General features: G+C 71.4%; 8 protein-coding genes. 7 read left to right on the top strand and 1 reads right to left on the bottom strand.

Annotated features, from left to right (window positions below):
• On the bottom strand, positions 1-5,949 hold the full coding sequence (locus C8E84_RS12875) for a DUF3320 domain-containing protein (RefSeq protein WP_211675550.1): 5,949 nt from the start codon (positions 5,947-5,949) through the stop codon (positions 1-3).
• A 199-nt stretch (positions 5,950-6,148) separates the two neighbouring features.
• Here C8E84_RS12875 and pglW point away from each other — a divergent pair, with 199 nt between their 5' ends.
• The 7 genes from pglW to C8E84_RS12840 are packed head-to-tail and all read left to right on the top strand — an operon-like array spanning position 6,149 to position 25,974.
• Positions 6,149-10,405: a BREX system serine/threonine kinase PglW gene (gene pglW / locus C8E84_RS12870; protein WP_159902721.1), complete on the top strand. Its 4,257-nt coding sequence runs from the start codon at positions 6,149-6,151 to the stop codon at positions 10,403-10,405.
• A gap of 25 nt (positions 10,406-10,430) precedes the next feature.
• Positions 10,431-13,976: a BREX-2 system adenine-specific DNA-methyltransferase PglX gene (gene pglX / locus C8E84_RS12865; RefSeq protein WP_211675548.1), complete on the top strand. Its 3,546-nt coding sequence runs from the start codon at positions 10,431-10,433 to the stop codon at positions 13,974-13,976.
• 3 nt (positions 13,977-13,979) lie between these two features.
• The gene (locus tag C8E84_RS12860) at positions 13,980-15,965 is read left to right on the top strand and encodes a DUF262 domain-containing protein (protein ID WP_159902717.1); all 1,986 of its coding nucleotides are present in this window, start codon (positions 13,980-13,982) and stop codon (positions 15,963-15,965) included.
• Positions 15,962-19,714 (top strand): BREX-2 system ATPase PglY family protein, encoded by a 3,753-nt coding sequence (locus C8E84_RS12855; protein WP_159902715.1) that lies wholly within the window; start codon positions 15,962-15,964, stop codon positions 19,712-19,714. The genes C8E84_RS12860 and C8E84_RS12855 overlap by 4 nt, the downstream gene beginning before the upstream one ends.
• Positions 19,711-22,509 (top strand): BREX-2 system phosphatase PglZ, encoded by a 2,799-nt coding sequence (gene pglZ / locus C8E84_RS12850; RefSeq protein ID WP_159902713.1) that lies wholly within the window; start codon positions 19,711-19,713, stop codon positions 22,507-22,509. The genes C8E84_RS12855 and pglZ overlap by 4 nt, the downstream gene beginning before the upstream one ends.
• The gene (gene brxD, locus C8E84_RS12845; protein WP_159902711.1) at positions 22,509-23,849 is read left to right on the top strand and encodes a BREX system ATP-binding protein BrxD; all 1,341 of its coding nucleotides are present in this window, start codon (positions 22,509-22,511) and stop codon (positions 23,847-23,849) included. The genes pglZ and brxD overlap by 1 nt, the downstream gene beginning before the upstream one ends.
• Positions 23,842-25,974, top strand: a complete 2,133-nt coding sequence (locus C8E84_RS12840; RefSeq protein WP_159902709.1) for a DEAD/DEAH box helicase — start codon at positions 23,842-23,844, stop codon at positions 25,972-25,974. The genes brxD and C8E84_RS12840 overlap by 8 nt, the downstream gene beginning before the upstream one ends.
• The last annotated feature ends 10 nt before the right edge of the window (positions 25,975-25,984 follow it).

Here is a 25,984-nt window from a genome sequence, read left to right as displayed (position 1 = left end):
TCAGCGTGGCCCGGCGACGTAGGAGGTGCCGCGGCGCTCGACGAGCCTCTCCCGCACCGCGTGCTCGAGCGCCTCGTCCATGCGGGCCTCGATGCCTTGGGTGAGCCGCTTGAAGCCGAACATCGCGAGCACGTCGCGGTGCAGTTCACCCCGCTCCGCGCCACCCGAATCGCTGCAGGCCGCTCGCATCGCGTTGGCGATCTCGCGCAACGGCACGTGATCGACCGGTCGGGTTCCCTCGGGGTCGACGCGGAAGCCGTCCCAGGACGCCGGGTCGACGGCGAGGTCCCACAGGATCGCTGGCTCCCCACCCTTGCGGTGACCGCGGGGGACGACGCCCAGGATCGAGTCCGCACGCTTGGCGTTCACCCGCGCCAGGTCGAAGGCAGCGGCGACGAGCTTGACGAGCCGATCGCGGTGGATCGGGCCCTCGGTGGCGATGGCGTCGGCGACGGCCAGCCCGACCCGATTGCGGGCCGCGGCCGACCGGTCGAGCTGGTCGAGGATGTCGCGTGACCCCAGGAGTCCGACGACCCACGGCCTGAACGCCTGACCACCGCGTAGTCCGTCGGCACCAACAGGGCCGGCCAGCGACGCCTGCAGCGAGTTGCCGAGGACACCGCTCCACACATCGCCGTCGGGTTCCGCAGCCGCCGCGACCGCAGTAGCCGTCGCGGTCGGCGCGGCCGTCGCGGTCGCCACCGGTTGGCTCGGGAGGTGCAGCCCACTCGAGGTGCCCCCGTTGACACCCACGGTCACCGGGGTGCCGGCCAAGGCGCGATCGAGCGACTGCGAGAAGCCGTCCAGCACCCCCTCGCGATCAGCGAGCCACGCGGGCAGCCAGATGCGGGCCACGTGCGGCCACTTGAGCATGCCGCCGAGCACCTCGACGGGCAGGGTGTCGCGGTCGCCGATCGTCGCCCGACTGCTCCACTCCGGCCCGTCGAGCAGCACGGCCGCCACAGGGCGGGCGGGCTCGGTGGCCAGAGCCACGGTCAGGTCGACCCGGAAGTCCGACAGGCCCACATCGGTCTCGACCACGAACCCGCGCTCCCTCAGCGACGCCGCGATGTCCTCGCGATGCAGGTCGTGCTCACGTCGGCGCAGCCGGGCGGACTCCAGCGCGCGGGCGCCGACATCGGCCATCTCGAGGTAGGCCCGCAGGTGCTTCACACCCACGTTCTTCGTCTCCTCGACGCGCAGTTGCGACGGTTCGAACGAGGTGTACAGCACCACCTGGCGCCGGGCACGGGTGATCGCGACGTTGAGTCGGCGCTCACCGCCCTCCAGGGAGAGCGGGCCGAAGTTCAGCGGCAGAACACCGTTGGCGTTGACGCTGAACGCGGTGGAGAAGAGGATGACGTCGCGCTCGTCGCCCTGCACGTTCTCGAGGTTCTTGATGAACAGGCCCTCCTCCTGGGAGGAGTCGAGCGCCTCGATGATCCGGGTGTCACCACCGTCGCGGATGAGCGCCTCGATGAACGCCCGCTGCTGCTGGTTGAAGGTGACGACACCGATGGACGGCACGGCCTCGGGCGAGGCCTCGAAGCGCCGACGGATCTCCTCGACGATGGCCTCCGCCTCCTTGCGGTTGGTGCGCAGCGTCTTGCCCTTGCCGGAGCGCTCGAACACACCTCCCACCCGGACCAGGCTCAACCCGCGATCGCTGTGCCCCCCACCGACGCCGAGACCCGGCGCCGGGAACGAGGACAGCCGACCCTCGTAGTAGTGCAGGTTGCTGAAGGCGATGAGCGACTCGTCCTGGCTGCGGTAGTGCCAGGACAGCCACTGCTGGGGGACCGCGGCGCTCAGGCACTCGCTGAGGATGCTCTCGGCATCGGTGAGTGACTCGGATGCCGTGGCGTCGCTGTCGACGTCGTCGCTGACGCTCGCTTCCCCGAAGGAGGACGGCGGCATCTGCTTGCTGTCCCCGACGACCACGACCGACGAGGCCCGACCCATCGCGCCGATGGCGTCGGCGACCCGGATCTGCGACGCCTCGTCGAAGACGACGATGTCGAACATTCTCGACTCGGCCGGGAAGAACCGCGCCAACGAGTCCGGGCTGACGAGGACGCACGGCATCAGCTGGGTGATGAGGTCGCCGTACTGCGTCATGAGCTCGCGCATCGGGAGCGCCCGACGGGTCTTGTTCACCTCGCGGCGCAGCCCGCCGATGCGGCCCGACTCGCTCATGGCGTTGAAGTCGCGTTGGGCGATCACCTCGCGCGGCAGTGCCTGCTGGAGCAGGCCGCGCACCTGCCGCCCACTGTCGACGTACTGACGCAGGCTGCGCTCGTGGCTGCGGACGTCGAAGGCGTCGAGGTTCTGGCTCACGAGCCGCTCGGCCCGGGACGCCGCAGCGAGCCCCTTCTCGAACGCCTGCGGCGCATCGTCGGCCTCGATGCTGCCGTCGAGCAGCGCAGCCGCTGCCCCGGGCATGCGGGCCCGGTCGAGCGCCGCGACGGTGCGACGCAGGTCCAGCCACCGGCGCAACGAGATGAGGTCGTCGTCATGGCTGGACCGAAGGGCCGCGGTGCCGACCCATCGATCGACCAGGCCCTGCCCACCCAGCCACTGGCGCACGTCGTCGTCCGTGGCTCGGGTGAGCGCGAAGACCTGCTTGAGTGCGGCCGCGAGCGCGGCAACGGCATCGATGGTGCCGGCCTCGGGCGTGAACCCCGACTCCAGGAGGCGTCGCAGCTCGCTCTGGAACGTGCCCCCCGAATCCTGGGGCGCCACGGCTGCGCCGGCCCACTCGAGCCAGTCGAGTTGCTGGGCCACGACGCCGGCGCCCTCCGGGGTCAGCGGGTTCCAGTTCGGCGGAACCCGCACCCCCGGAACGGCCGTCGTGCGGGCCGCGAGGAACTGCACGGCACCCTGCAACTGGACCAGGGCCCCGAGCAGCCCGACGAGTTCCTTGGGCTGCACGACCGCCCCGGGGCGCAGCCCGGGCTGGAGTTCAGCGAGCACGGCCCGCAGCCGCTTCTTGCGTCCGAACCAGCTCGAGGCCGCCGCGGCCTGGGCACGCGCGTAGATGTCGGGCAGCGCGAGCTCGAGTGCCGCGGGGGTCGCCCGGTCGAGCCCGGGGTGGGAGGCCGCCACGAAGGCGTGCACCTCCTGGCGCACCGCCACGCTGTCGGCACGCCACGACTGGCTGCGCGTGCGGTCGAGGGTGTCGAGGGTGATGTTCGGTGCCCGCAGCAGGGCGGCCAGCGACTCCAGTTCCGAGGCGCGGGTGGCCGTTCGAAGCACCCCGGCCAGCGCTGACACCGCCACCAGCCGATCGACAGCCCGGTCGACCTCGACAGCGGCCTGGCGCACCGCCGCGAACGGCGCAGCATCCAGCTCGTCGACACGCACGAAGGCCCAGGGGTTGTTCGGCCCCGGCCGAGCGGGGCCAGCAACGTCAGGCAGGGTGCGAAGCATCGCCCGCAGGCTCTCGCGCTCGGTCGTGGCCTCGTGGGTGAGCAGGGTCCGCGGCACCTCGAAGGAGTACTCCGTGTCGGCCCGGTGCAGCAGGTCGGTCGTCGCCCCGTAGAGCGAGTGCCCGGCCCCGTTCGCCTCGTGGACCCGACGGGCGTAGCGGGACAGCCGCCCGGCGCTGGAGTCGTGCTGCTCGATCGCCACCTTGAGCGCCTGCGGGTCGGCGAAGGGGGTGGCATCCATGGCCTTGCGGATCTGTTCGCGCACCACAGCGGGTTTGCTGCCCTTGTCGTGCAGGTCGAGGGAGTAGGGCCCCATGCCCACGCTGTCGAGGCGGCGCTTGACGACGTCGAGGGCGGCCCGCTTCTCGGCGACGAAGAGCACGCGCTTGCCCTCGGCCATGGCGCGGGCGAGCAGGTTGGTGATCGTCTGCGACTTGCCGGTACCGGGCGGGCCCTCGAGCACGAAGGTGCGTCCGGACACAGCGTCGGCGACGGCCCGCAGCTGGGAGCCATCGGCCGGCATCGGGCACAGGGCCGCGAGTGCGTCGAGGTCGGGGCTGCCCGTCGCGTCGTGAGAGTCGGCGAACGGTGCGGTCGGGGTGTGGACGAGGTGCGAGACGAGCGCGTTGTCGCAGAAGGTCTCCCAGTGCTCGTCGAGGTCCTTCCACAGCCGGAACTTGGCGAACTGCAGGATCGCGATGTCCGCGGTGTCCTCCACGTGGTACCGCAGGCCACGCTCCTGGACCGCCACCCGCACGGCGGTGAACGCGGCGGCGAGATCGATGCCGGCGTCGTCGGCGACCGGGTTCTCGAGGCCGGGGATCGACATGCCGTGCAGCTGCTTGAGCTTCTCGAGCAGACAGTAGTTCGGGGTGCTCTGCCCGGTCTCGTCGATCTCGAGCCGGTAGGTCGACTGCCGCGCACCGGTCACCAGCCGCACCGGCACGAGGATGAGCGGCGACCTCAGCGGCTCCGCACGGCCCTCGACCGACCAGACGAGGGTGCCCAGCGCAAGGTACAGGTTGTTGGCGCCCGTCTCGTCGACGATGGTCTTGGCCTTGTAGGCCAGCGAGCGCATCCTGCTCAGGTAGGCCGCGCTCGTCACGTCGGTGTAGACGGCCTGCTTGGCGGTGACCAACCCCGCTCGTGCTTCTGCGGGCAGCTCGCGCCCGTAGCGGATGCCGCGGGCGCGCATGACGTCGTCGAGCTGGTCGGAGGGCAGGAGGTGGATGGCCTTGCCCGCATGCAGCAGGTCCTCGACGTGACCGAGCGACTCCCCAGGCGCCGCGAGGTTGATGCCGGTGGACTCCCGGTAGTTGAGCAGCCGGTTTCGCAGCGTCAGGTCGAGCAGCGAGTTCTTCCACGTCGTCACGCGGGCGGGCACGGAGTCCTGGTGCGCTCCACGGGTTGCCGCCCTCCCGCCGGTGACGACGAGCACCGGCGTGCTGTGCTCGGCGGGGCTGTACTCGATGATCTGCGGGGTGCCGTCGGCGGCGCGACCCTGTGCCGGCAGCGGGTAGACCTTCCCGAGGCGGGCTTGCCGCACGTCGACGACGCCCTCGATCACGGACAGGTCGGCGAGGTGCCGCTGGCGGGGGATGCTGGTTGCGTGGTCGAAGTCGACCGGGTCGGTGCGCTTGGTCAGCGCCGTCGTCTCGACCAGACCCATGTGGCCCAGGTCGAGGTGGTTCACGACCTCGCTGGCATCGGTGACGACGATCGACCCGAGTGCGCGCTCGTCGCGCCACCACCCGAGGAACGCGTGGCCCTCGATGACCCAGAGCAGCGGGCGAATGCCTGCCTGTTCCAGGCAGGCTGCCATGACCACCGTGAGGTCCAGACAGGTGCCGACCCGCTCCCCGATGACCTCGCGGGGGGTGCGCACCTTCTGGCCGGCGTCCTCCACCCGACCGTGCCAGCTGGCCGGCGGGTTGGCGTAGGCGATGCCCAAGCCCTGGAGGGCCTCGTACACGGCTCGCACGATGTCGTCGACCCGCTCGGCATCGGCTTGGTAGCCCTCGATGGACGGGCTGCCGGTGCGGGCCTCGAGGATGCCGCTCGCGGTCCGCAGCACCTGCGCCACCTCGGGGCTGTTCGGCATGACGTGCGCCGACAGCATCTCCAGGCCGAGGCCGACGGGCAGGGCCGACCAGTGCTGGGCTGCGTGGACGATGACGTCGACCTCCGCACTGCCGACGGGCCAGTCGTCCTCGTCGAGGATCTCGACCTTCAGGCGCCCCGGCCGGTGTGCCTCGACCGTGGCCATCGCGGCCGGATCGAGCGCAAGGGTGAGGTCGCGCAGCACCAAGGCGGCCTCGACCGGGAGGTCGAGCAGTTCGGTGAATGGCTTGCTCAGCCGCCCCTGCGAGTCACGCAGTTCGGCGCGCAGCGTCGCGCCACGCAGTTCGTCGCCGCGGTTCACCACCCGCACGGCGTTGATGACCTGGATGCCGTTGTGCGCCATCGCGTACGTCACGACTGGGATGGCCTCGATCTCGATGGCCACGGTGCCAGCATCCACTGCAGTTGTCTCCTCGTTCAACGAACCGTCGCCGCGACCCTACGGCCCCGCGGTGACACAGGGCGGCGCAGGGTGCAGACCGGGATCTCATCGCGAGAGTCAATTCGGGGGTCCCGGCCATCCCGGGCCGAGGGTGCGACACAATGCCCGAGTCGGCGGGGACGCATCCCCGGGATTCTCGGGTCGTGAGGGAGTGTGCGTGGGATCGTCAGGGGGTGATCGCTGGGTCGAGGTGTCGCCGTCCCAGTTCACCCACGAGACCGAGGGCCTGGCCCTCGTGCGAGCCCTGCTCCCCGATGAGTCGCCGTTTCGGGCCTGGTCGAACTTCGAGTTCCGCGACTCACGCGGCAAGTGGCACGAGGTCGACCTCCTCGTGCTCGGCCGTGGCCGGCTGCACCTCGTCGAGCTGAAGTACTACTCCGGCACGCTGCGCGGCGATGACCACACGTGGCTGCGCGACGGGCGCCGGGCCGAGACCTCACCGCTCAAGCTCGCCCGCCGCAAGGCCCAGTACCTCGCCACGAAGCTGACCGACGCCCTCTACGACTGGGCCAAGGAGAAGCAGGTCACCTTCCAGGACGCGCGCCTCATCGTGCCGTTCGTCCAGGAGTCGGTGTTCCTGCACCACCCCGGCATGCGGTGTGAGCTGTCCGCGAGCAGTGCCCTCGGCCTGTACGGCATCGACGGCGCGAGCGCGACGAGCCACCTCCCCGGCATCTCCGACCTGCTGCTCGAGCAGCCCCACAAGAGCGCGATCGGCCCGAACCAGGAGGCGATCCTGTGCGAGCTGATGGCCAGGATCGGCCTGGTCCAGCGTCGTGAGCGCACCGCGGGCTCGTGGACCATCACCGAGCAGGCCCTCGCCGACGGTCCCGGCTGGCAGGAGTGGCTGGCCCACCACAGCGTCGCGCAGCGGGAGCCGGCCCGGATCCGGTTCCAGGTGACGCCCGCCGGCGCCCCCGCCTCCGAGGAGCAGCGCGTCCGCCGGGTCGCCGAGCACGAGTTCCGGGTGATGTCCCGCCTTCAGCACGACGGCATACTGCGCCCGAAGGATCTCGTGCAGTCCGAGCTCGGCGTCGGTCTGGCTTACGACTACGACGAGTCGTGGCAGCGGCTCGACCTGTGGGTCGCCGAACAGACCCATGGGATGCCGCTCGCGACGCAGTTGTCGATCGTCCGGCAGGTTGGTGAGGCCCTGCAGTACGCGCACGCGAACAAGGTCGTTCACCGAGCACTCACGCCGCGCTCGGTGTGGGTGCGCCCTGTGCCGGGAACTCGCGGCGACGTCAAGGTGCGGGTCGGCGGGTGGGAGGGTGCCGGCATCCTGAACCCGGCCGACCTGACCCGCACCGCGGTCCCCGGGGTCACCGCACTGCACGATGCGGACGGGCAGGCCGGAACCGACCCGGAGGAAGGCGCCTTCGGCGCCCCTGAAGGCCAGTGGAGCCCCACCGCGGACCGCGCCCGCATCGACGTCTTCGGCCTGGGCGCTCTCGCCTTTTACGTGCTCTCCGCCACCGCACCTGCGAGCGGCCGCGGCGAGCTCACCCAGCGTCTGCACACCCAGGACGGTCTCGACCTCGCCGTCGAACTGCCGCAGGTCTCGACCGAGCTGCGCGACCTCGTGCTGCGCGCCACCCGGCCGGCACCAACGAAGCGCACCGGCGACGTCAGCACGTTCCTGGCCCTGCTCGATGCCGCCGAGCGGGCCGCGAACCGGCCCGAGGAGAGCTCCGCCGACCCCCTCGAGGCCACGCCCGGCGCCCTCCTCGGTGCCCGGTTCGAACTCGTCCGCCGGCTCGGCCAGGGGTCGACCGCCGTCGGCCTCCTCGTCGACGACAAGGAGGTGCCCGGGGCCCCCAGCCGGGTGCTCAAGGTCGCCCTGCACGACGACGCGGGCAGACGCCTGGCCGACGAGGCCGAGGTGCTGCGCGCCCTCGACAGCCCGCGGATCGCCCGGCTCGTCGAGGGCCCCATCACGGTCAACGGCCGCCAGGCGCTCCTGCTCGAGAGCGCCGGGGAGCAGACCCTCACCCACGAGCTCCAGGGCCGCACCCGGCTCTCCCTGGACCTCCTCGAGCGGTACGGCACCGACCTGTTGGATGCCGTGGTGACCCTGGACCGCGCGGGCGTGGACCACCGCGACATCAAACCGTCGAACCTCGGGGTCCGCGAGGGGCGAGGCGATCGCACCAAGCACCTCGTGCTCTTCGACTTCTCCCTGACCCGCGCCGCCGCCTCCGCCACCAGCGCCGGCACCCCGCCCTACCTCGACCCCTTCCTCGTCGGCACGCGCAACGCCTTCGACTCCGCCGCCGAGCGCTATGCCGCGGCGGTCGTCCTCTTCGAGATGGCGACCGGGCGGGCGCCGCTGTACGGCGACGACCCGGATGCCGCCCCGGCGACGATCAGCGACGGCCCTCGGGTCACGGCTGACCTCTTCGACCCCACCCTGGCCGCCAGCCTGGTGGCGTTCTTCACCACGGCCCTGGCCCGCGACACCAGCGACCGCCACCACACGGCAGAGGCGATGCGGCAGGCCTGGCGCGAGATCTTCGCCGCCGAGGCGACGACCGAGCCCGACGAGACGGCCGACGCGCGGGCCGCCGCCGCCACCCTGAGCACCCCGCTCGCCGAGAGCGGCCTCACCGCGCGCGCCCTGTCGGCTCTGGAGCCCGAGCGCATCACGACCGTCGGTGAGTTGCTCGCGACCGACCCGGTGCGCATCGCCCGCCTCAAGGGCGTTGCCGACGCCACCCGCAAGCAGATCAACCGACGCATCAAGGAGTGGCGCCAGCGGCTCGGCGACGTGTCTGCCCCGACGCTCGCGGCCGACCGCGCGGCCGCAGCGGACACGTTGGCCGCAGCGGCCGAGACCCTGCTCGCCCCCCTGGCCGGCGAGCGCACGCGCAGCCGCGCCGCCATGGTCCGGCTCGTCCTCGGCATCGGCACCGACCTCGACGCGTTCGCGACCCAGGCCCAGCTGGCCGCTCACCTCCCCGACCCGGTGAACGCGGCCCGCGCGGGCCAGGTGCTGACCGAGCTGCAACAGGCCTGGGCCGCCGACCCGGCCGCGCTCGCCCTCCTCACCCGCCTCGTCGAGCACATGAACGCCACCCTCACGCAGGCGGGTTCCGTGCTCACGCCGGCCGAGGCGACGGCCCGCGTGGCCGCCCTGTTCACCCCGAGCGCGGAGGAGGCCGCCGCGACCGGGCAGGACCTGCGGGTCGCGGCCGGGCTGGTCCGCCTCACCCTCGAACGGATCCGCGAGCTGCGCCGGGCCGACGAGGGCGCCGCTCCACCGCTCGTCATCCGTCGCCGTCAGGGTCGGGTGACCCTCATCGGGCGCGACCAGTCGCTCCTCGACGTCGCCGAGTGGGTCGCCACCAAGGCCGACGAGCTGGTCGCCCGGGCCGGTGACCCCACCACCGCGGTCGTCCCAGCACGACGCGCGGCCGACGAGCTGTCGATGGTGTTCCAGGCGGTGCCCCTCCCCGACGGCCCGCCTGCACCGCTGGCCGAGCCGAGCCGTCTCCTCGAGCTCGCCGGCGCCGTGAGCCCGACGACGGCGACCGCGGCCAACGGCGACCTGCACCACCGCGACCTCGGCGTCGCCACGGCGCTCCGGCTCACCTTCGGCGACGTCTCGAGCCTCCAGGCCCTGTCACCGAAGGAGGTCCGCGACCGGGTGCGGGTGCGCTTCCCCGCCCTCGCCCCGCTCCCCCAGCGTCCGCGTCTCGACGAGCTGGTCCGCGAGGCCGGTCTGCAGTTGCAGTTCGACGACCGGGCGCAGGGGTACCGACCGCTGACCCGCACGGGTGACACGACCGGCCTGGCGTCCCGGCAGCCAACGACGCACGCGACGCCCCTGACCGGTGCCGGGACCAGCGAGGTGACCCGCCGCGTGGAGGAGTCGCTGCGCACCCGCGCGTTCCTCGCGCTCGGTGTGCCGGCCGACCGCCTCGACAAGTTCCAGCGCGGGGTCACCCGGGCCCACGGCGGGCAGGTCGTCGACGTCACAAGCGCCCTGCTCGACGAGTTGCGCGCCCAGGCCGCGCGGCACGGGGTGCCGTGGGAGGCGGTGCGGGCCGCCGACGCGGCCTCCGCGACGAGCCGCGAACGACTGGGTCTCGGCGAACTCGTCAACCGCTCGTGGGCGGCGGTTCGCGCCGTGGTCGACGAGGCCGTGGATGCCGGGGGGCCGGGCCCCGTCGTGCTCACCGAGGCCGGCCCGCTCGCGCGCTACGGCAACCTGGCGTTGCTCGCCCGCTGGTCCGACCTCGGCACCCACCGGGCCCGGGCGGTGTGGCTCGTCGTGCCGCAACTCGCGGCCAACCACGGCCCGGTGATCGACGGCCAACCGGTGCCGCTCGCGACGCCCACCCAGTTCATCACCCTCGACTCCGCGTGGGTCGACGCCCTCGCGTCGGCCGCACCAGCCACCGTGCAGCAGTAGGAACGAAGGAGCCCCCGCGGTGCCCGTGTCACCAGATCTCACATCCGATCTGAAGAAGGTCGTCCTCACCCTCGAGGACGACCTGCGCAGCCGCGTCGAGTCGCGGCCGCACGTGCTCACGCAGTGGCAGGAGCAGCACCGCGAGGCCGTCAAGCGCGACCGCACCGCGATGTCGTGGCAGGAGTGGCGCGACGACCGGGTGACCCAGGCGGCGGTCGCCTGGGTGCTGACGACCGTGTTCGTCCGGTTCTGCGAGGACAACGCCCTGCTCGCGCCGGTGTGGCTCGCCGGCCCGCCCGCCCGCCAGCAGGAGGCCCTCGACGCCGAACTCGCCTACTTCCGCGAACACCCGGAGCACACGGCCCGGGAGTGGATCGGTGAGGCCATCGCCCACCTGCGCACCGTCGAGGCGACGAGGGACCTCGTCGAGAGCCACTCGCCGCTGTGGCTGGTCAGCCCGTCGGGGCAGGCCGCGAAGGCCCTCGTCGACTTCTGGCGGGCCAAGACCGATGACGGCCACCTGGTGCGCGACTTCACCGACCCGAGCCTGTCGACGCGCTTCCTCGGCGACCTCTACCAGGACCTCTCCGACTACGCGAAGAAGACCTTCGCGCTGCTCCAGACCCCGGAGTTCGTCGAGGAGTTCATCCTCGACCAGACACTGGAGCCAGCCCTCGCCGAACGCCCGCTCGAGGGGTTCACCCTCATCGACCCGACGTGCGGGTCGGGGCACTTCCTGCTCGGCGCGTTCACCCGGCTCGTCGACCGGTGGGCGACGGCGGCACCGGGGTTGAACTCGTGGAAGCGGGTGCAGAAGGCGCTCGACGCGATCCACGGGGTCGACCTCAACCCGTTCGCGGTCGCCATCGCGCGGTTCCGGCTCATCGTCGCCGCGCTCCAGGCGTGCGAGCTGACCTCCTTGGAGGCGGCGCCCGGCTTCACCCTCAACCTCGCCGCAGGCGACTCACTGCTGCACGGCAGCCACCAGCTCGCCATGCAGTTCGAGGGCTTCGACGCCGACTCGCAGATCAGCGGGTTCGCCTACGCCACGGAGGACCTCGACGCGCTGCGCCGGATCCTGGCGCCGGGCCGCTACGACGTCGTCGTCGGCAACCCGCCGTACATCACCGTCAAGGACAAGACCCTCAACGCCGCGTATCGCGAGCTGTACCCGACCTGCAAGGGCACGTATGCGCTGACGGTGCCCTTCATGGAGCGGTTCTTCGGCCTGGCGAAGCGGCGCGAGGGTGACCGGCCGGCCGGTTGGACCGGGCAGATCACGTCGAACTCCTTCATGAAGCGCGAGTTCGGCTCCAGGCTCATCGAGGAGTTCCTCGCCAAGCAGGACCTGCGCCTCGTCGTCGACACCTCGGGGGCGTACATCCCCGGGCACGGCACCCCGACGGTCATCATCGCCGGCCGCCCGCAGGCGCCGGTCGGGCCGACGGTCCGCGCCGTTCTCGGGGTGCGCGGCGAGCCGGGCCAACCGAAGGACCCGGCCAAGGGGCTCGTGTGGACCGAGATCGTCGACAACGTCGCGAGGAACGAGTTCGACGGCACCTACGTCAACGTGACAGACCTCCCCCGCGAAGCCCTGACCACCCACCCGTGGAGCCTCACCGGCGGCGGCGCGTCGTCGGTACTTGCAGCTATCGATGGGGCCCCGCGGCAGTTGTCATCGGTGATTCAGCCTCCTATCGGCGGGTCCATTCGCGCGGGCGCCGACGAAGCGTTCATGCGCCCGGTCGGATGGCGGCCTCGGTCGCAGTCACTTGCGCAACAGCTTCGGCCGCTCGTCCTCGGCGACATCGTTCGCGACTGGTCCCTCGCGGTCGACGAGCAGATCTACTTTCCCTACGTCTACGGCCAAGGAGACCCGTTCGTGGGCGCGCTCGAGCAGGAACTATGGCCGTGGCGCGCACTCCTCGCAGATCGTTCAACCTTTCAGGGCAAGATGGCCGACGCAGGGCTCCAGTGGTGGGAGTACATGCAGTTCACCAAGGCGCCTTACCGCACGCCGTTGTCGATTGCGTTTGCGTTCGTGGCGACGCACAACCACTTCGTGCTCGACCGGGGCGGGAAGGTCTTCAAGCAGTCGGCGCCGGTCATCAAGCTGCCGACGGAGGCGACCGAGGACGACCACCTCGCGCTGCTCGGCATCCTCAACTCCTCGACGGCCTGCTTCTGGCTCAAGCAGAACAGCCATAACAAGGGCAACGGCGGGATCGGCGGGGGCATCGGCGACGAGGACTGGGAGCCTCGATACGAGTTCACCGGCACGACCTTGCAGGACTTCCCCCTCACCTCGACCCTGCCGCTTGCTCGCGGGCGCCGCATGGACAGCCTCGCTCAGGACCTTGCAGCGGTTTCGCCGAGCGCTGTCGCCGGGGCGGGAGTGCCGACCGCTGCGGCGCTCGCGACTGCACACGATGAGCACACCTCGCTGCGCGGACGGATGATCGCCGAGCAGGAGGAACTCGACTGGGAGGTCTACCGCCTCTACGGGCTCATCGACGACGACCTCACCTACCAGGGTGAGGTGCCCGAGGTGGCCCTCGGCGAGCGGGCCTTCGAGATCGTGCTGGCCCGCAGGGTCGCCGCCGGTGACGAGGAGACGGCCTGGTTCACCCGCCACGGGTCGACGCCGGTCACGCAGATCCCCGAGCGCTGGCCCGCCGACTACCGCGACCTGGTCCAGCGGCGGCTCGACCTCATCGCATCCGACAAGTCCATCCGGCTGCTCGAGACGCCCGAGCACAAGCGACGCTGGGCTGGGGAATCATGGGAGAAGCAGGTCGACACGGCGCTGCGCTCGTGGCTGCTCGACCGGCTCGAGCAGCGGCACTACTGGTTCGACCAGAACGGCCGGCCGACCCCGACCTCGATCGGCCGGCTCGCCGACATCGTCACCCGCGACGCAGACCTCACCGCCGTGCTGGAACTCTGGTCGGGGCGGCGCGACCAGTCGATCGCTGCCTCGCTCACCGCGCTGCTCACCGACGAGGCCGTGCCCTTCCTCGCGGCGCACCGGCTCAAGGACACCGGGCTGCGCAAGCGCGAGGCGTGGGAGCAGACGTGGCGCCTCCAGCGCAAGGAGGACGCCGGCATCCTGCGTGACGACGAGCGACCGATCCCGGTGCCGCCGAAGTACTCGAGCGCCGACTTCCGCAAGGCGTCGTGGTGGCAGGCCCGCGGCAAGCTCGACGTGCCGAAGGAGCGGTTCGTGCTCTACCCCGGCGCCGGCCGCGAGACCGACCCGACCCTCGTGCTCGGCTGGGCCGGGTGGGACCACGCGCAGCAGTTCCTCGCCCTCGCCACCCTCATCGCCGAGCGCGAGGCGGAGGGCTGGGACGACGAGCGCCTCGTGCCGCTCGTCGCCGGGCTCGCCGAACTGATGCCGTGGGTGCGCCAGTGGCACGACGAGGTCGACCCCACCTACGGCGTCAACATGGCTGACTTCTGCGAGGAGCAGGTGCGCGACCGGGCCGCCCAGGTCGGCAAGACTGTCGACCAGTTGCGGGCCTGGCGCCCCGCCGAACCCACCCGCGGCCGCCGACCCCGAGGAGCCTGACCCATGCCCAACAATGCCGTCACCTTGCTCGGCGCCCTCAAAGAGCGCCTGCTCGTCGTTCCCAACTACCAGCGCCCCTACGCCTGGGAGCAGCGCCAGCTCGACGACCTCTGGCAGGACCTCGACCTGATGGCCGACAACGCAAAGCACTACACCGGCACCCTGGTCTTGAAGGACCACCCCGGTACCGAACACGTCACAGATGCCGGCGACACCCTCGGCCAGTGCGAGGTCGTCGATGGCCAGCAGCGACTGACCACCTGCCTCCTGCTCATCGACCGCCTTCACCGCAAGCTTGCATCGATCCCAACCGACGAGGCCGAGCTGCGGTCGCAGAACCTGATCCGCACGTACGGTCCCATTCTCATCAATGGCCAACACCGGGCCCGACTCCAGCTCGGGACGGAACTCAATGAACACTGGCTCAAGAACATCCTGCTCGACCGTCAACAGCCCTTGAAGCCGATGCGCACCGACGGCGAGCGACGACTGGATGAGGCAGCCGCCTACTTCGACGGTCGCCTCCACGAACTGTGCGACGGTCAGGACGACGACGAGTCGGTTCGTAGGCTCCAACGATTGCAGACTCGCGTCACCAGCGGCCTCCGGTTTCTCGTGTACGAGGTCGACGCGGAATCGGACGCAGGCGAGATCTTCGAGACGCTCAACGACCGCGGTCGGGGCCTCACCGAGCTCGAGAAGATCAAGAACTACCTGTTGTTCCTGGCCCACTCCTTACCGAAGGAACGCCGCGGTGCCTTCACCTCGGACATCAACATGGCCTGGAAGCGTGTCTACGAGTACATCGCCGGGCAACACGCCAATGAGGACCTCCTGCTCCGCGCTCACTGGCTTGCGACGGCCGACCCGGTATCACGCAACTGGGCGGGTGCTGCCTCGGTCAAGAAGAAGTTCTCCCGCGAGCGATTCGTCCCGGGATGGAACCGGCTCTCAGGCGCTGTGCCGGCGTCCTCCGACGAGGCGGAGCAGGTACACGCAGAGCTCGTCTCCTTGGTGGCCGAGTACTTGGACACACTGCAGAGTTGCGCGCTTTTCACGAACGAGTTCATCAACCCCGCCGCGAGCTTCGACTCGTTCGGCCCGTCGGCCGAGCTCGCCAAGGCGAGTTCGGCCCGGCTCCGGCGCACCGGCATCACGGCGGTCTTCCGTCCGCTGATCTTCGCCCTCCGCCTGACGCAGCCCACGAACGGGGACGCCTATAACCGGCTGGTCAACGCCTGCGAGCGCTACGCCGCTCGGGTCTTCATCATTGGGCAGCGGCGCAGCAATACTGGTCAGGCCCGGCTCTACCGGCTGGCGTACGAGCTCTACACAGGCACGTTGACGATCGAGGAGGTCCTCGCCGAGCTCGACGACCTCACGTGGACCCATGGCAACGATGACGTCGTGAGGAGCGGCCTGAACCCGAAAGCCAACTGGTACGGGCGTGCCGGCCACAAGTACCTCCTCTACGAGTATGAGCTGAGCAAGGCGGCCCGGCCGGACGACGTCAAGGACTTCGCGACCTACTCCGCGGGCGCACGAAGCCCCAGGACGACAGAGCACATCCTCCCCAAGCATCCACGCTGGGATCGCCATGAGTGGACAGCCTTCACCCGCGAACAGCACGCAGAACTGCTCCACGGGTTGGGCAACCTCGTGCTGACGGACGACAACTCGGCATACCAGAACTACGACTTCCTGACGAAGAAGGGACAGACCGGTCAGGCTTCGCCCTGCTACAGCGTGTCCGCTCTCGCCTCCGAAAGGGAGATCGCCCTCTTCGACGACTGGACCCCCGAGTCCATCGAGAAGCGGAGGCAGAGCCTTCTTGAATGGGCGCTAATCCGCTGGCCGGTCACGCCACGAACGCTCGCGGTCACGGACGACGATCAAGTCGATGCGACTGAGCCCGAGTCCGATGAACTCGAGGACGCCAGCCCGGCCGCAGCGAACCTAACGCACGAGGAAACGGCGGCATCATCGTGACGCTACTGCTCAAGGACGTCATCCGGATTCCGGAGCACACCGGGGCCGAGGACTATGTGCTGCGCCTCACCGACTCGGTCGGGCACGGCGCGGCATCCACGACCATCGACAGCTACGTCGTGACCCCCGCGATCGCCGAGGCCTTCGACTCCGCCCTTGGCCTCGTCGGTGAGGCGGTGACGTCCGGCGTCAGCCGAGGGGCGTTCCTCGCCGGGTCGTTCGGCTCCGGCAAGTCGCACTTCATGGCCGTGCTGCACGCGCTGCTCACCCACGAGCCGGCGGCCCGCGCCCAACGGGACCTCCAGTCGGTCATCGCCCGGCACGACCCGCAGATCGAGGGGCGGCGCTTCCTGCCGCTCGCGTTCCACTTCCTCGACGCGAAGTCCTTCGACCAGGCCGTCTTCGACGGGTACATCCGGCAGGTGCGCGACCTGCACCCGGAGGCACCGCTGCCGGCCCTGCACAAGTCGGATGCCCTGTTCGCCGACGCCGACAACCTGCGCGAGCGGCTCGGTGACGAGGCCTTCTTCGGCGGGCTCAACCAGGGCACCACCGGTGTCGCCGCGGCCGGTGGTGGGGATGCCGGGGGCGACGTGTGGGGCAGCGTGCTCGGCGCCGGGTCGTGGACCCCCGACACGTATGCGGCCGCGAAGGCCGCGGAGCCGTCGTCGGGTGAGCGGCTCACGCTCACCACCGCGCTCGTCGACACCTACTTCAAGGCGTTCACCCAGCAGGCCGAGTACGTCGACCTCGACACCGGCCTCGACGCCATCGCGACCCACGCCCAGCGGCTCGGCTACGACGCGGTCGTGCTCTTCCTCGACGAGTTGATCCTGTGGATGACCTCGCTCGTGCACGACCGCACCCGTTTCGCCCGTGAGGCGCAGAAGCTGACCAAGCTCGTCGAAGGGTCGCTCGGGGCCCGGGACGTGCCACTCGTGTCGTTCGTCGCCCGGCAGATCGACCTGCGCCGGTGGTTCGCCGACGCTGGTGCCAGCGGCGCCGAGCAGGACATCCTCGACCGGGCGTTCAAGCACCAGGAGGGGCGCTTCCACACGATCACCCTCGGTGACGACAACCTGCCCTTCGTCGCGAGCAAGCGCCTCCTGCAACCCAAGGACGCCGCCGCGGCCCGCACCATCGCCGACGCCTTCGAGCGGATCGACCGGGCGCCGCGCGTCTGGGACGTGCTGCTCGACGGCATCAACATCGACGACCACCACCGCGGCGCCGACGAGGCCGCGTTCCGGATGACCTACCCCTTCTCGCCGGCCCTGGTCTCCACGCTGCGGGCCCTCGCAGCCGTCATGCAGCGCGAGCGCACCGCGCTCAAGGTCATGCAGCAGATGCTCGTCGACCAGCGCGACACCCTCACCGTCGAGCAGGTCATCCCGGTCGGTGACTCCTTCGACTACATCGTGCGCGGCACGAAGGTGCTCGACACCCAGGCGGCAGCACTGTTCCGCTCGGCGAACCGGCTCTACACCGAGAAGCTCTCCCCCCTCATCCGGGCGAAGTACGACGTCACCGCGGCCCAGCTGGAGGACCACCCGGCATCCGTGCCCGCCGCGTACACCGCCGACGACCGCCTCGCCAAGACGCTGCTGCTCTCCGCCGTCGCCCCCAACGTGCCGGCGCTGAAGTCGCTCACCGGCGCCCGGCTCGCATCGCTCAACCACGGCTCGATCGTGTCGCCGCTGCCCGGCAACGAGGCCGGCGTCGTGCTCGCCAAGGTGCGCGACTGGGCCCGTGACGTGCCGGAGATCCACGTCGAGGGCACGGCGACCAACCCGACGATCCGGGTCCAGCTCTCCGACGTCGACTACGAGTCGATCGTCGACCGCGCCAAGGGCGAGGACAACGAGGGCCGCCGCCGCGAGCTCATCAAGACCCTCGTCGCCGAGAGCCTCGGGGTCGAGCTCGGCCAGCAGGACATCCAGGGCGCCCACCAGCACGAGATCGTCTGGCGCGGCTCGAAGCGCATCGTCGACATCCTCTTCGGCAACGTCCGCGACAGTGCCTGGCTCTCCGACGACCACTTCCGTGCAAACCCCGGCACGTGGCGGGTCATCATCGACCACCCCTTCGACGAGCAGGGCCACTCCACCGCCGAGGACCTGCAGCGACTCAACGCCATGCTGGCCCGCGACTTCCACTCCCGCACGGTCGTCTGGCTCCCCTACTTCCTCTCCCCGGAGAAGACCCAGGAACTGCAGCGGCTGGTCACCCTCAACTGGCTCCTCGAGGGCTCGGGCGACCGGTGGCAGAGCCACGCCGACCACCTCAGCGAGACCGACCGCGCCCTGGCCCGCAACATCCTCGAGTCGCACCGCAGCACCCTGCGCCGCAGCCTCGAGGACGCCATCCAGCAGGCCTACGGCGCGGCGAGCGTGCGCCCCGGCACCCTGCTCGACGACCCGGGCCACGACCAGGTGCTCGTCTCGCTCGACCGCGAGTTCGTGCCGCAGCGGCCGGTCGGCGCCACCCTCGGGGACGCCTTCCGGCACCTCGTGGAGCAGGCCTTCGACGCGACCTACCCCGGCCACCCCCAGTTCGAGCCGGGCGACAGCGAGATCCGCCTGCAGATGCTGCGCACGGTAGCCGCCCACGTCCACCGGGCGGTGGCCGAGCGCGACAAGCGCGTCGAGTACCAAGGTGACCACCTCGCCGTACGACGCGTCGCCGGGCCACTCGGCGTCGGCACCGCCGCCGAGATGCACTACATCCTCGGCGACGACCGGTTCACCCCGTGGAGCCAGGAGATCGAGCGGGCCCTGGGGCGGCGCCTCAAGGAGTCGGGTGTCGACGGTGACGCACCGATCACCGTCGGGGAGATGCGTGACTGGATCGACGCGGTCACCCCCGCCAAGGGCCTGCTCACCCCGGTCAGCGACCTCGTCATCATCACCTGGGCCGCGCTGCGCCAGCGGGCGTGGTTCCACCACGGCGTGGCCCTGCCCACACCGCCCGAGCCCGGCGCGCTCCAGCCGACGATGGAACTGCGCTCCCAGGCGATGCCGGACCTTCCCGACTGGACGGCGGCCACCCGCGCAGCGGCCGAGCTGTTCGGGATCTCGGCGTCGACGTACCTCACGCCCCCCGCGGTCGCCGACTTCGTCGGACAGGTCACGGCGCGTGCCGTGTCGCTGACGGCCACCCAGCCGCCGTTGGTCAGCGCGATCGAGGCTGCCTACACCCGGGCCGCCGTGACCGCCGACGGGGACGAGCACCGGCTGGCGACGGCCCGTCTGACCGCCGAGCTCGTGGCGCAGCTCCGACACCTCGACGGAGTCACCCTCGTCGAGCGGCTCGCGCAGGCCGGCTTCGGCACCGGCGCTGCCGCCGCTGGGAAGTCGATGGCCTCCGCCGACTCGGTCACCGCTGCCCTCGGGTCGTTCGAGTGGGACCGGCTGGCCCCGCTGCGCCAGGCGATGGCCAGCGAGGGTCCGCGTGCCGCGTCGGCCGCGGCGATCATCGCCCGCATGCAGGACGCACTCGTCGCCGACGAGATCGTCACTGCCGTCGGGCCGGCACTCAGGCGCGCCGACCGGGAGATCTTCGAGTGGCTCGCCGGGGACCCATCACCGACCCCGCCCCCACCACCGCCCCCACCGCCGCCCGGCGGCAGCGCAGGCTCGGCCCGACGCACGGTCGGGTCGAGCGACGACGAGCTGCTGCGACAGGTGCGCGAGTTCCTCCAGTCGCACGCCGACCGCGACGTCGACGTGACCTGGCAGGTGCGTGAATGAGCGTCCCCACGCTCCTGACCGCCGCGACCACTCCGATGCTGCTCGCCATGGTCGACGCGGCGAGGCACCGCAACTACACCAGCGGCATCCTCGGCGTCCTCAGCCAACCCGCACAGAGCCGGGCGGAAGACGTCCACCACGACGGACAGCTCGTGCGCATCCGACCTGCCGAGTCGGCGCTCGCCGTGCGCGAGGCCCTGCTCGAGCACGTCGAGGGCGACTGGCTCGTCGTCGTGACCGACCGCGACGAGCGGGACCTCGGCGCCGGCATCCTCGCCCACCTCGTCGGCAGCCGGCTGTCGCGACCGGACGCCTGGGAGGCCCTGCGGCAGTCGTTCTCCGCGTCGGGGGTCGCCCCCGCACTGGCCTCCCGCCCCGGCAGCCGCGACCTCGCCACCGCGATCCTCGCGGCCCGCCCCGCGGAGGGGTGGCCGCCCGCGCCGGCGGGGGTGCTCACCCGGGCCCACGCCATGACGTGCGTCGCCCGCACCCACCTCGGCCTCGTCGGCGACGTCGTCGACGCCATCACGGTGCTCAGCTGGTCGGTGCTGCCCCAGGCCGCCGACGCGCTCGCCGACCTGCGGCAGACCTACGGCCCCACCCTCGCCGACGCCCTGGTCGACTGGGTCGCCGAGTCGACCGGCCCGGCGGCCACCCCGGTCCGCAAACTGCTCGAGGCCGGGGCCGTGGCCGACCTCGTGCCGGTGGGGCTCGCGCTGCATCTGATCACCTCCGACGGGCACGACCTCGACGAGAGCCAGGTCGCCAAGCTCGCCGCGGTGCGCCTGGAACAGTCCTTCGGCAAGCCGCTGCCGACACGCGACAGTCTCGCCGCACATGGCTCCGCCGCCGTCGCCGTGGTGGCCGATCTGGCTCGCACCGAGCGCAACGAAGCCCACGTCGCACGCGTGGTCTCCCGCGCCGACACGATCCTCACCTCGCTCGACGCCACCGCGCTCGCCGTGCACTCCGATGTGATGCCGAGCGGCTTCCGGCAACGCCTCGCACTGCTCGCCGCCGCCCTGCGCCGCGGGGTGTCCCTGCACGGCGCGGGCGACCCGATCGCCGAGGCCTCCCACGCCATCGAGACGGCGTGGACGCTGTGCGCCCGGCACCGGCTCGCCCGCCGAGACACGGCGCAGTGGCTGGCCTTCGACTCCGCCGTCAAGCTGTGGCGCTGGCTGACCACCCCCGAAATCCCCGGCAGCGCGGATCTCCCGGCGCGGGTGCGGGCCCACCTCGACCACGGGTCGTGGGCCGACATCGCCATCAACGACGTCGACACCGGCGTCGACGACCCCGACCTCAGCGAGTCGCTGCACGCCGTCTACGCCGCGGCGTTCGCCCGTCGCGACCGCGAGGAGCGCGCCTTCGCCGCCCGACTTGCGGCCCTGACCGCGGCGCAGCCGCGCGGGGCCGTGGTGCCACAAGACCCCGGGGTGGAGCCGATCTGGAACCTCGAGTCACTCCTGCCCTCCCTCGTCATCCCGATGGCGAAGCAGACACCGATCCTCCTCGTCGTCATGGACGGCATGAGCGTTGCGGCAGCGAACGAGGTGCTCGCCGACGTCACCGGAGAGCTCGGCTGGGTCGAGGCCGGGGCGACACCCGGCGCCACCCGCCGCGCCGGCGGCCTTGCCGTGCTGCCGTCGGTCACCGAGGTGAGCCGGGCGTCGCTGCTCTGCGGCTCACTCCAGCAGGGCGGGCAGGGCGTCGAACGCACCGGGTACCAGGCCCTGACCGCCCGGGGCAGCAGGCTCCGTGCAGAGCTGTTCCACAAGAAGGGCATCGACACCACCCGCCCCGGTGCCTTGGTCGCCGACGGCGTGGGGGCGGCCATCGACGACGCGTTGGGCATTCCCCTGGTCACGGTCGTGCTCAACACGATCGACGACGCGCTCGACCGCAGCGACCCGATCGGCACGGTGTGGACCGCGGATGCCGTCAAGCACCTCGCACCCCTGCTCACCCGGGCGCGGGCCGCCGGGCGGACGGTCGTCATGACGTCCGACCACGGCCACGTCGTGGAGCGCCGACGCGGCACCCAGCGTTTCGCACCCGACCTCACGAGCGGGCGCTCGCGGGGGATGTCATCACCGGCCGCCGACGACGAGGTCGCCGTCGAGGGACCGCGCGTGCTCACCAGCGATCACCGGGCGGTACTCGCCGTCAGCGAAGGGCTGCGCTACGGCCCGCTCAAGGCCGGCTACCACGGTGGCGCGAGCGCCCAGGAAGTCGTCGTGCCCGTGGTCGTGCTGCTCCCGGACGAGGCGACCAACGGGCTCCGACTGCCCGCCCTGCCACCCCAGGCACCGTTGTGGTGGTCGACGGCCGAGCCGGGATCCTCCGACCTGCCCACCATGCCCACCCTGTCGACCCCGCCGACCGGCATCCGCCCCACGGACGGTCGCCGGGGGAAACTACCCGACGGACCCACGTTGTTCGACGACCCCCAGCCGAGCGCCGCCGGGGCCGCACCCGTCGCCTCGCTCGGGTCGCAGGTCGTGGCGAGCGAGGTGTACGCCGCCCAGCGACAGGTGCTGTCCCGCCTGCCCATCCGCGACGACCAGGTCGCCGCACTGCTGGACGCCCTCGCCGCTGCCGCAGGCCAGCGCCTGCCGCGCACCGTCGTGGCCGCGACCCTGGCGGTGCCGGCGTTCCGCCTCGACGGTGCCCTGAGCCAGGTGCGCCAACTGCTCAACATCGAGGGCTACAACGTCGTCGGCGTCGACCTCGACGGGCAGACCGTCGTGCTCGACGTGCCGCTGCTGCGCGACCAGTTCGAGGTGCGGTGATGGCCGGCGCCGTCTCCAACCGGCGTCGGGAAGAGGTCATCGGCGCGCTCCGGCGGGGCACGGTGCCCGAGTCGGGCCTCGACCTGCTCGCCGTCGGGCTCGACCGCTTCTCCGTGGCCCTCGACGCGGAGCTCGCCACCGTCGCCGGCGGCGGCGCGATGTTCAAGGCCGTGCGCGGTGAGTACGGCGCCGGCAAGACCTTCTTCACGCGCCACCTGGCCGAGCGGGCCATGCGCCAGGGCTTCGCCACCGCGGAGGTGCAGGTCTCCGAGACCGAGACGCCCCTGCACCGCCTCGAGACCGTGTACCGCCGGATCACCGAGTCGCTGCGGACGTCGTCGATGCCACCCAGCGCCTTCCGGCCCGTGCTCGACTCCTGGCTGTTCACCCTCGAGTCGGATGCCATCGCGGCCGACCCGTCGCTGGAGCACGCCGACGAGGCGTCGGTGACCCAGGCCGTCAACGCCCTGCTCGAACGACGGCTCGCATCGGTCAGCTCCCGGACACCGGTGTTCGCCCAGGCCCTGCGCGGATACCGCACCGCTGTCGTCAGCGGTGACGTCGCGACGGCCGACGGACTCGCGGCCTGGATGGGCGGACAACCCCAGGTGGCAGCATCGGCGAAGCGTGCGGCCGGCATCCGCGGCGAACTCGACCACTTCGGGGCGATGGGCTTCCTCCAGGGGCTGCTCGCCGTGCTCCGCGATGCCGGGCACCCGGGGCTCGTGCTGGTGCTCGACGAGGTCGAGACGCTCCAGCGGGTGCGCGGCGACGTGCGGGACAAGGCGTTCAACGCGCTGCGCCAGCTCATCGACGAGATCGACTCAGGCCGTCTCCCGGGGCTCTACCTGCTCGTGACCGGGACACCGGCCTTCTACGAGGGGCCCTCCGGGGTCGCACGCCTGGCGCCGCTCGCGCAGCGACTCGCGACCGACTTCGCCACCGACGCGCGCTTCGACAACCCGCGGGCCGTGCAGGTGCGCCTGCCCGGCTTCGACCACGACGCTCTCGTCTCCCTCGGTGTGAAGGTCCGCGACCTCTACGCCGGCGGGAGCGCCGCGAGCGCCAGGGTGACCTCGACGGTCGATGACGCATACGTCGCTGACCTCGCCACCGCGGTCGCCGGACGGCTCGGTGGCCGGGTCGGGGTGGCACCCCGGGTCTTCCTCAAGAAGCTCGTAGCCGACGTGCTCGACCGGGTCGACCAGTTCGAGGACTTCGACCCGAGGGCGCACTACGCCCTCACCGTCGGTGTCGACGAGCTGACCACGGAGGAGCGGGTCGCCCGCGGCGGCTCAGGGCTCGACGGTATCGACCTCGACCTGTCGGACGATGACTGACCGCGACCGGGAGGCGCAGTCCTTCGACCTGCTGCACCCGGTCGTGCAGCACCACGTCGTCAACTCGCTCGGCTGGCCAGGGCTGCGGCCGCTGCAGACCGCGTCGATCGTCCCGGTGTTGCGCGGGGACGATGCGCTGCTCGTCGCCCCGACCGCCGGAGGCAAGACGGAGGCCGCGATGCTCCCACTGCTCACCCGCATGGCGAACGATGAGTGGCAGGGCGTGTCGGTGCTCTACGTGTGCCCGCTGAAGGCCCTGCTCAACAACCTGGAACCCCGGCTCGCGACGTATGCCGGCTGGCTTGGCCGTGAGGCCAGCGTGCGCCACGGCGACACCGCTGCCGGTGTGCGTCGCCGACAGGCCACGGCGCGGCCCTCAGTCCTGCTCACGACACCCGAGTCGCTCGAGGCGATGCTCGTCTCGACGCTGCTCGACGCACCGCACATGTTCGGTGATCTGCGTGCCGTCGTCGTCGACGAGGTGCACGCCTTCGCCGGCGACGACCGTGGCTGGCACCTGCTCGCGGTGCTCGAGCGGCTGGGCACGCTGGTCGGTCGCCCACTCCAGCGGATCGGCCTGTCCGCCACTGTCGGCAACCCGGATGCGCTGCTCGAGTGGCTCCAGGGCCGAGAACGCTCGCGACCGCGCACCGTGATCGCGCCACCGACTGCGTCGTCGACAGCACCCGAACTGGCTCTGGACCACGTCGGGAACGTGGGCAACGCCGCGAAGGTCGTCAACGGCATCCACCTCGGGGAGAAACGCCTCGTGTTCGCCGACTCCAGGAGGACCGTCGAGGGGCTCGCAGTTGCCCTGCGTGGGTTGGAAACGCAGACGTACGTCTCCCACTCCTCGTTGTCGGTGGACGAGCGGCGCCGGGCCGAGACGGCCTTCGCCGAGGCACGCGACTGCGTCATCGTCTCCACGTCGACCCTCGAGCTCGGGATCGACGTCGGTGACCTCGACCGCGTCGTGCAACTCGGCGCACCGAACACCGTCGCGTCGGTGCTGCAGCGGCTCGGGCGCACCGGGCGGCGCCCCGGGTCAACCCGCAACCTCACCTTCCTCGCCACCGAGGACGACGAACTGCTCCGCGCCGCGGGTTTGTTGCTGCTGCTGGACGAGGGCTTCGTCGAGCCGGTCGTGGCTCCCCCCGAGCCGCTGCACGTGGCCGCTCAACAACTGCTGGGGTCCGCTCTGCAGAAGGGTCGGATCTCGCTCGCCGAGGAGTCCTCCTGGATCTGCGGGCTCGGCTTGGCCGATGAGGTGCGCGTGGCGGAGATCTGCGAGTGGCTCGTGGAGACCGCCCACCTCGACACCGACCAGGGGCTGGCGTTCATCGGCCCCCGGGCGGAGGCTCGCTACGGACGGCGCAACTTCATGGACCTGCTCGCCGTCTTCACCGCGGCGCCCGAGGTCGTCGTGGTTCACGGCCGGCGGGAAGTCGGCAGCGTCGACCCGATGCTGCTCGTCGCTAAGGTCACCGGCCCGCGGGTCATCGCCCTCGCCGGCCGCCCGTGGCTGGTCACCCACATCGACTGGCGGCGGCGCCGGGCATACGTCGAGCCGAGCGACCGGACTGGTCGCTCACGGTGGACCGGCGAACCTCGCGCCTACTCGCTCGAGCTGTCGGATGCCGTGCGCCGGGTGCTGCTCGGAGCCACGCCCGTGGGTGCCGAGTTGACCACCCGGGCGATGAACCGGCTCGGGTCTCTTCGTGAGCAGTACCGACACCGGGTCGCGCCGGACGCCAGCGTGGTCACCGAGGACGACGGGCGAGTTCGCTGGTGGACCTTCGCGGGGGCAGGCGCGAACGCAGTGCTCACTGCTGCCCTCGACGCGGTGGCACCTGACCTGCTCGACCAGGGCACGTTCGGCAACCTGAACATCACGCTGCGATCCGATGCCACGGCGGTCGCGGTGGGGTCGGCGGTGCGCCGGGCCCGGGCGGAGTTCGGCTCGGACCTCGTGGGCGTGACGCCTCCGGTCAGCGAGCAGGCGCTCGCGAAGCTCAAGTTCGCCGAACTCCTGCCTCCGCACCTGGCGCTTGGCACGCTGTCCGCGCGGAGCACGGACCGCCGGGGTGCAGCGCTTGTCGCCGGCCGTCCCGTGGCCGGAGGCTGAGGAAGGCTGG

Origin of the sequence: Ornithinibacter aureus, assembly GCF_009858245.1 — a bacterium.
GTDB lineage: Bacteria > Actinomycetota > Actinomycetes > Actinomycetales > Dermatophilaceae > Fodinibacter > Fodinibacter aureus.
The sequence above is the reverse complement of the archived record's forward strand: the minus strand, read 5'-3'. Positions and strand labels throughout refer to the sequence as shown.

What these genes read in the sequence shown, in the direction of transcription:
- C8E84_RS12860 (WP_159902717.1), top strand. Translation starts at nt 13,980, where the DNA reads ATGCCCAACAATGCCGTCACCTTGCTCGGCGCCCTCAAAGAGCGCCTG.
- pglZ (WP_159902713.1), top strand. Translation starts at nt 19,711, where the DNA reads ATGAGCGTCCCCACGCTCCTGACCGCCGCGACCACTCCGATGCTGCTC.
- brxD (WP_159902711.1), top strand. Translation starts at nt 22,509, where the DNA reads ATGGCCGGCGCCGTCTCCAACCGGCGTCGGGAAGAGGTCATCGGCGCG.
- C8E84_RS12840 (WP_159902709.1), top strand. Translation starts at nt 23,842, where the DNA reads ATGACTGACCGCGACCGGGAGGCGCAGTCCTTCGACCTGCTGCACCCG.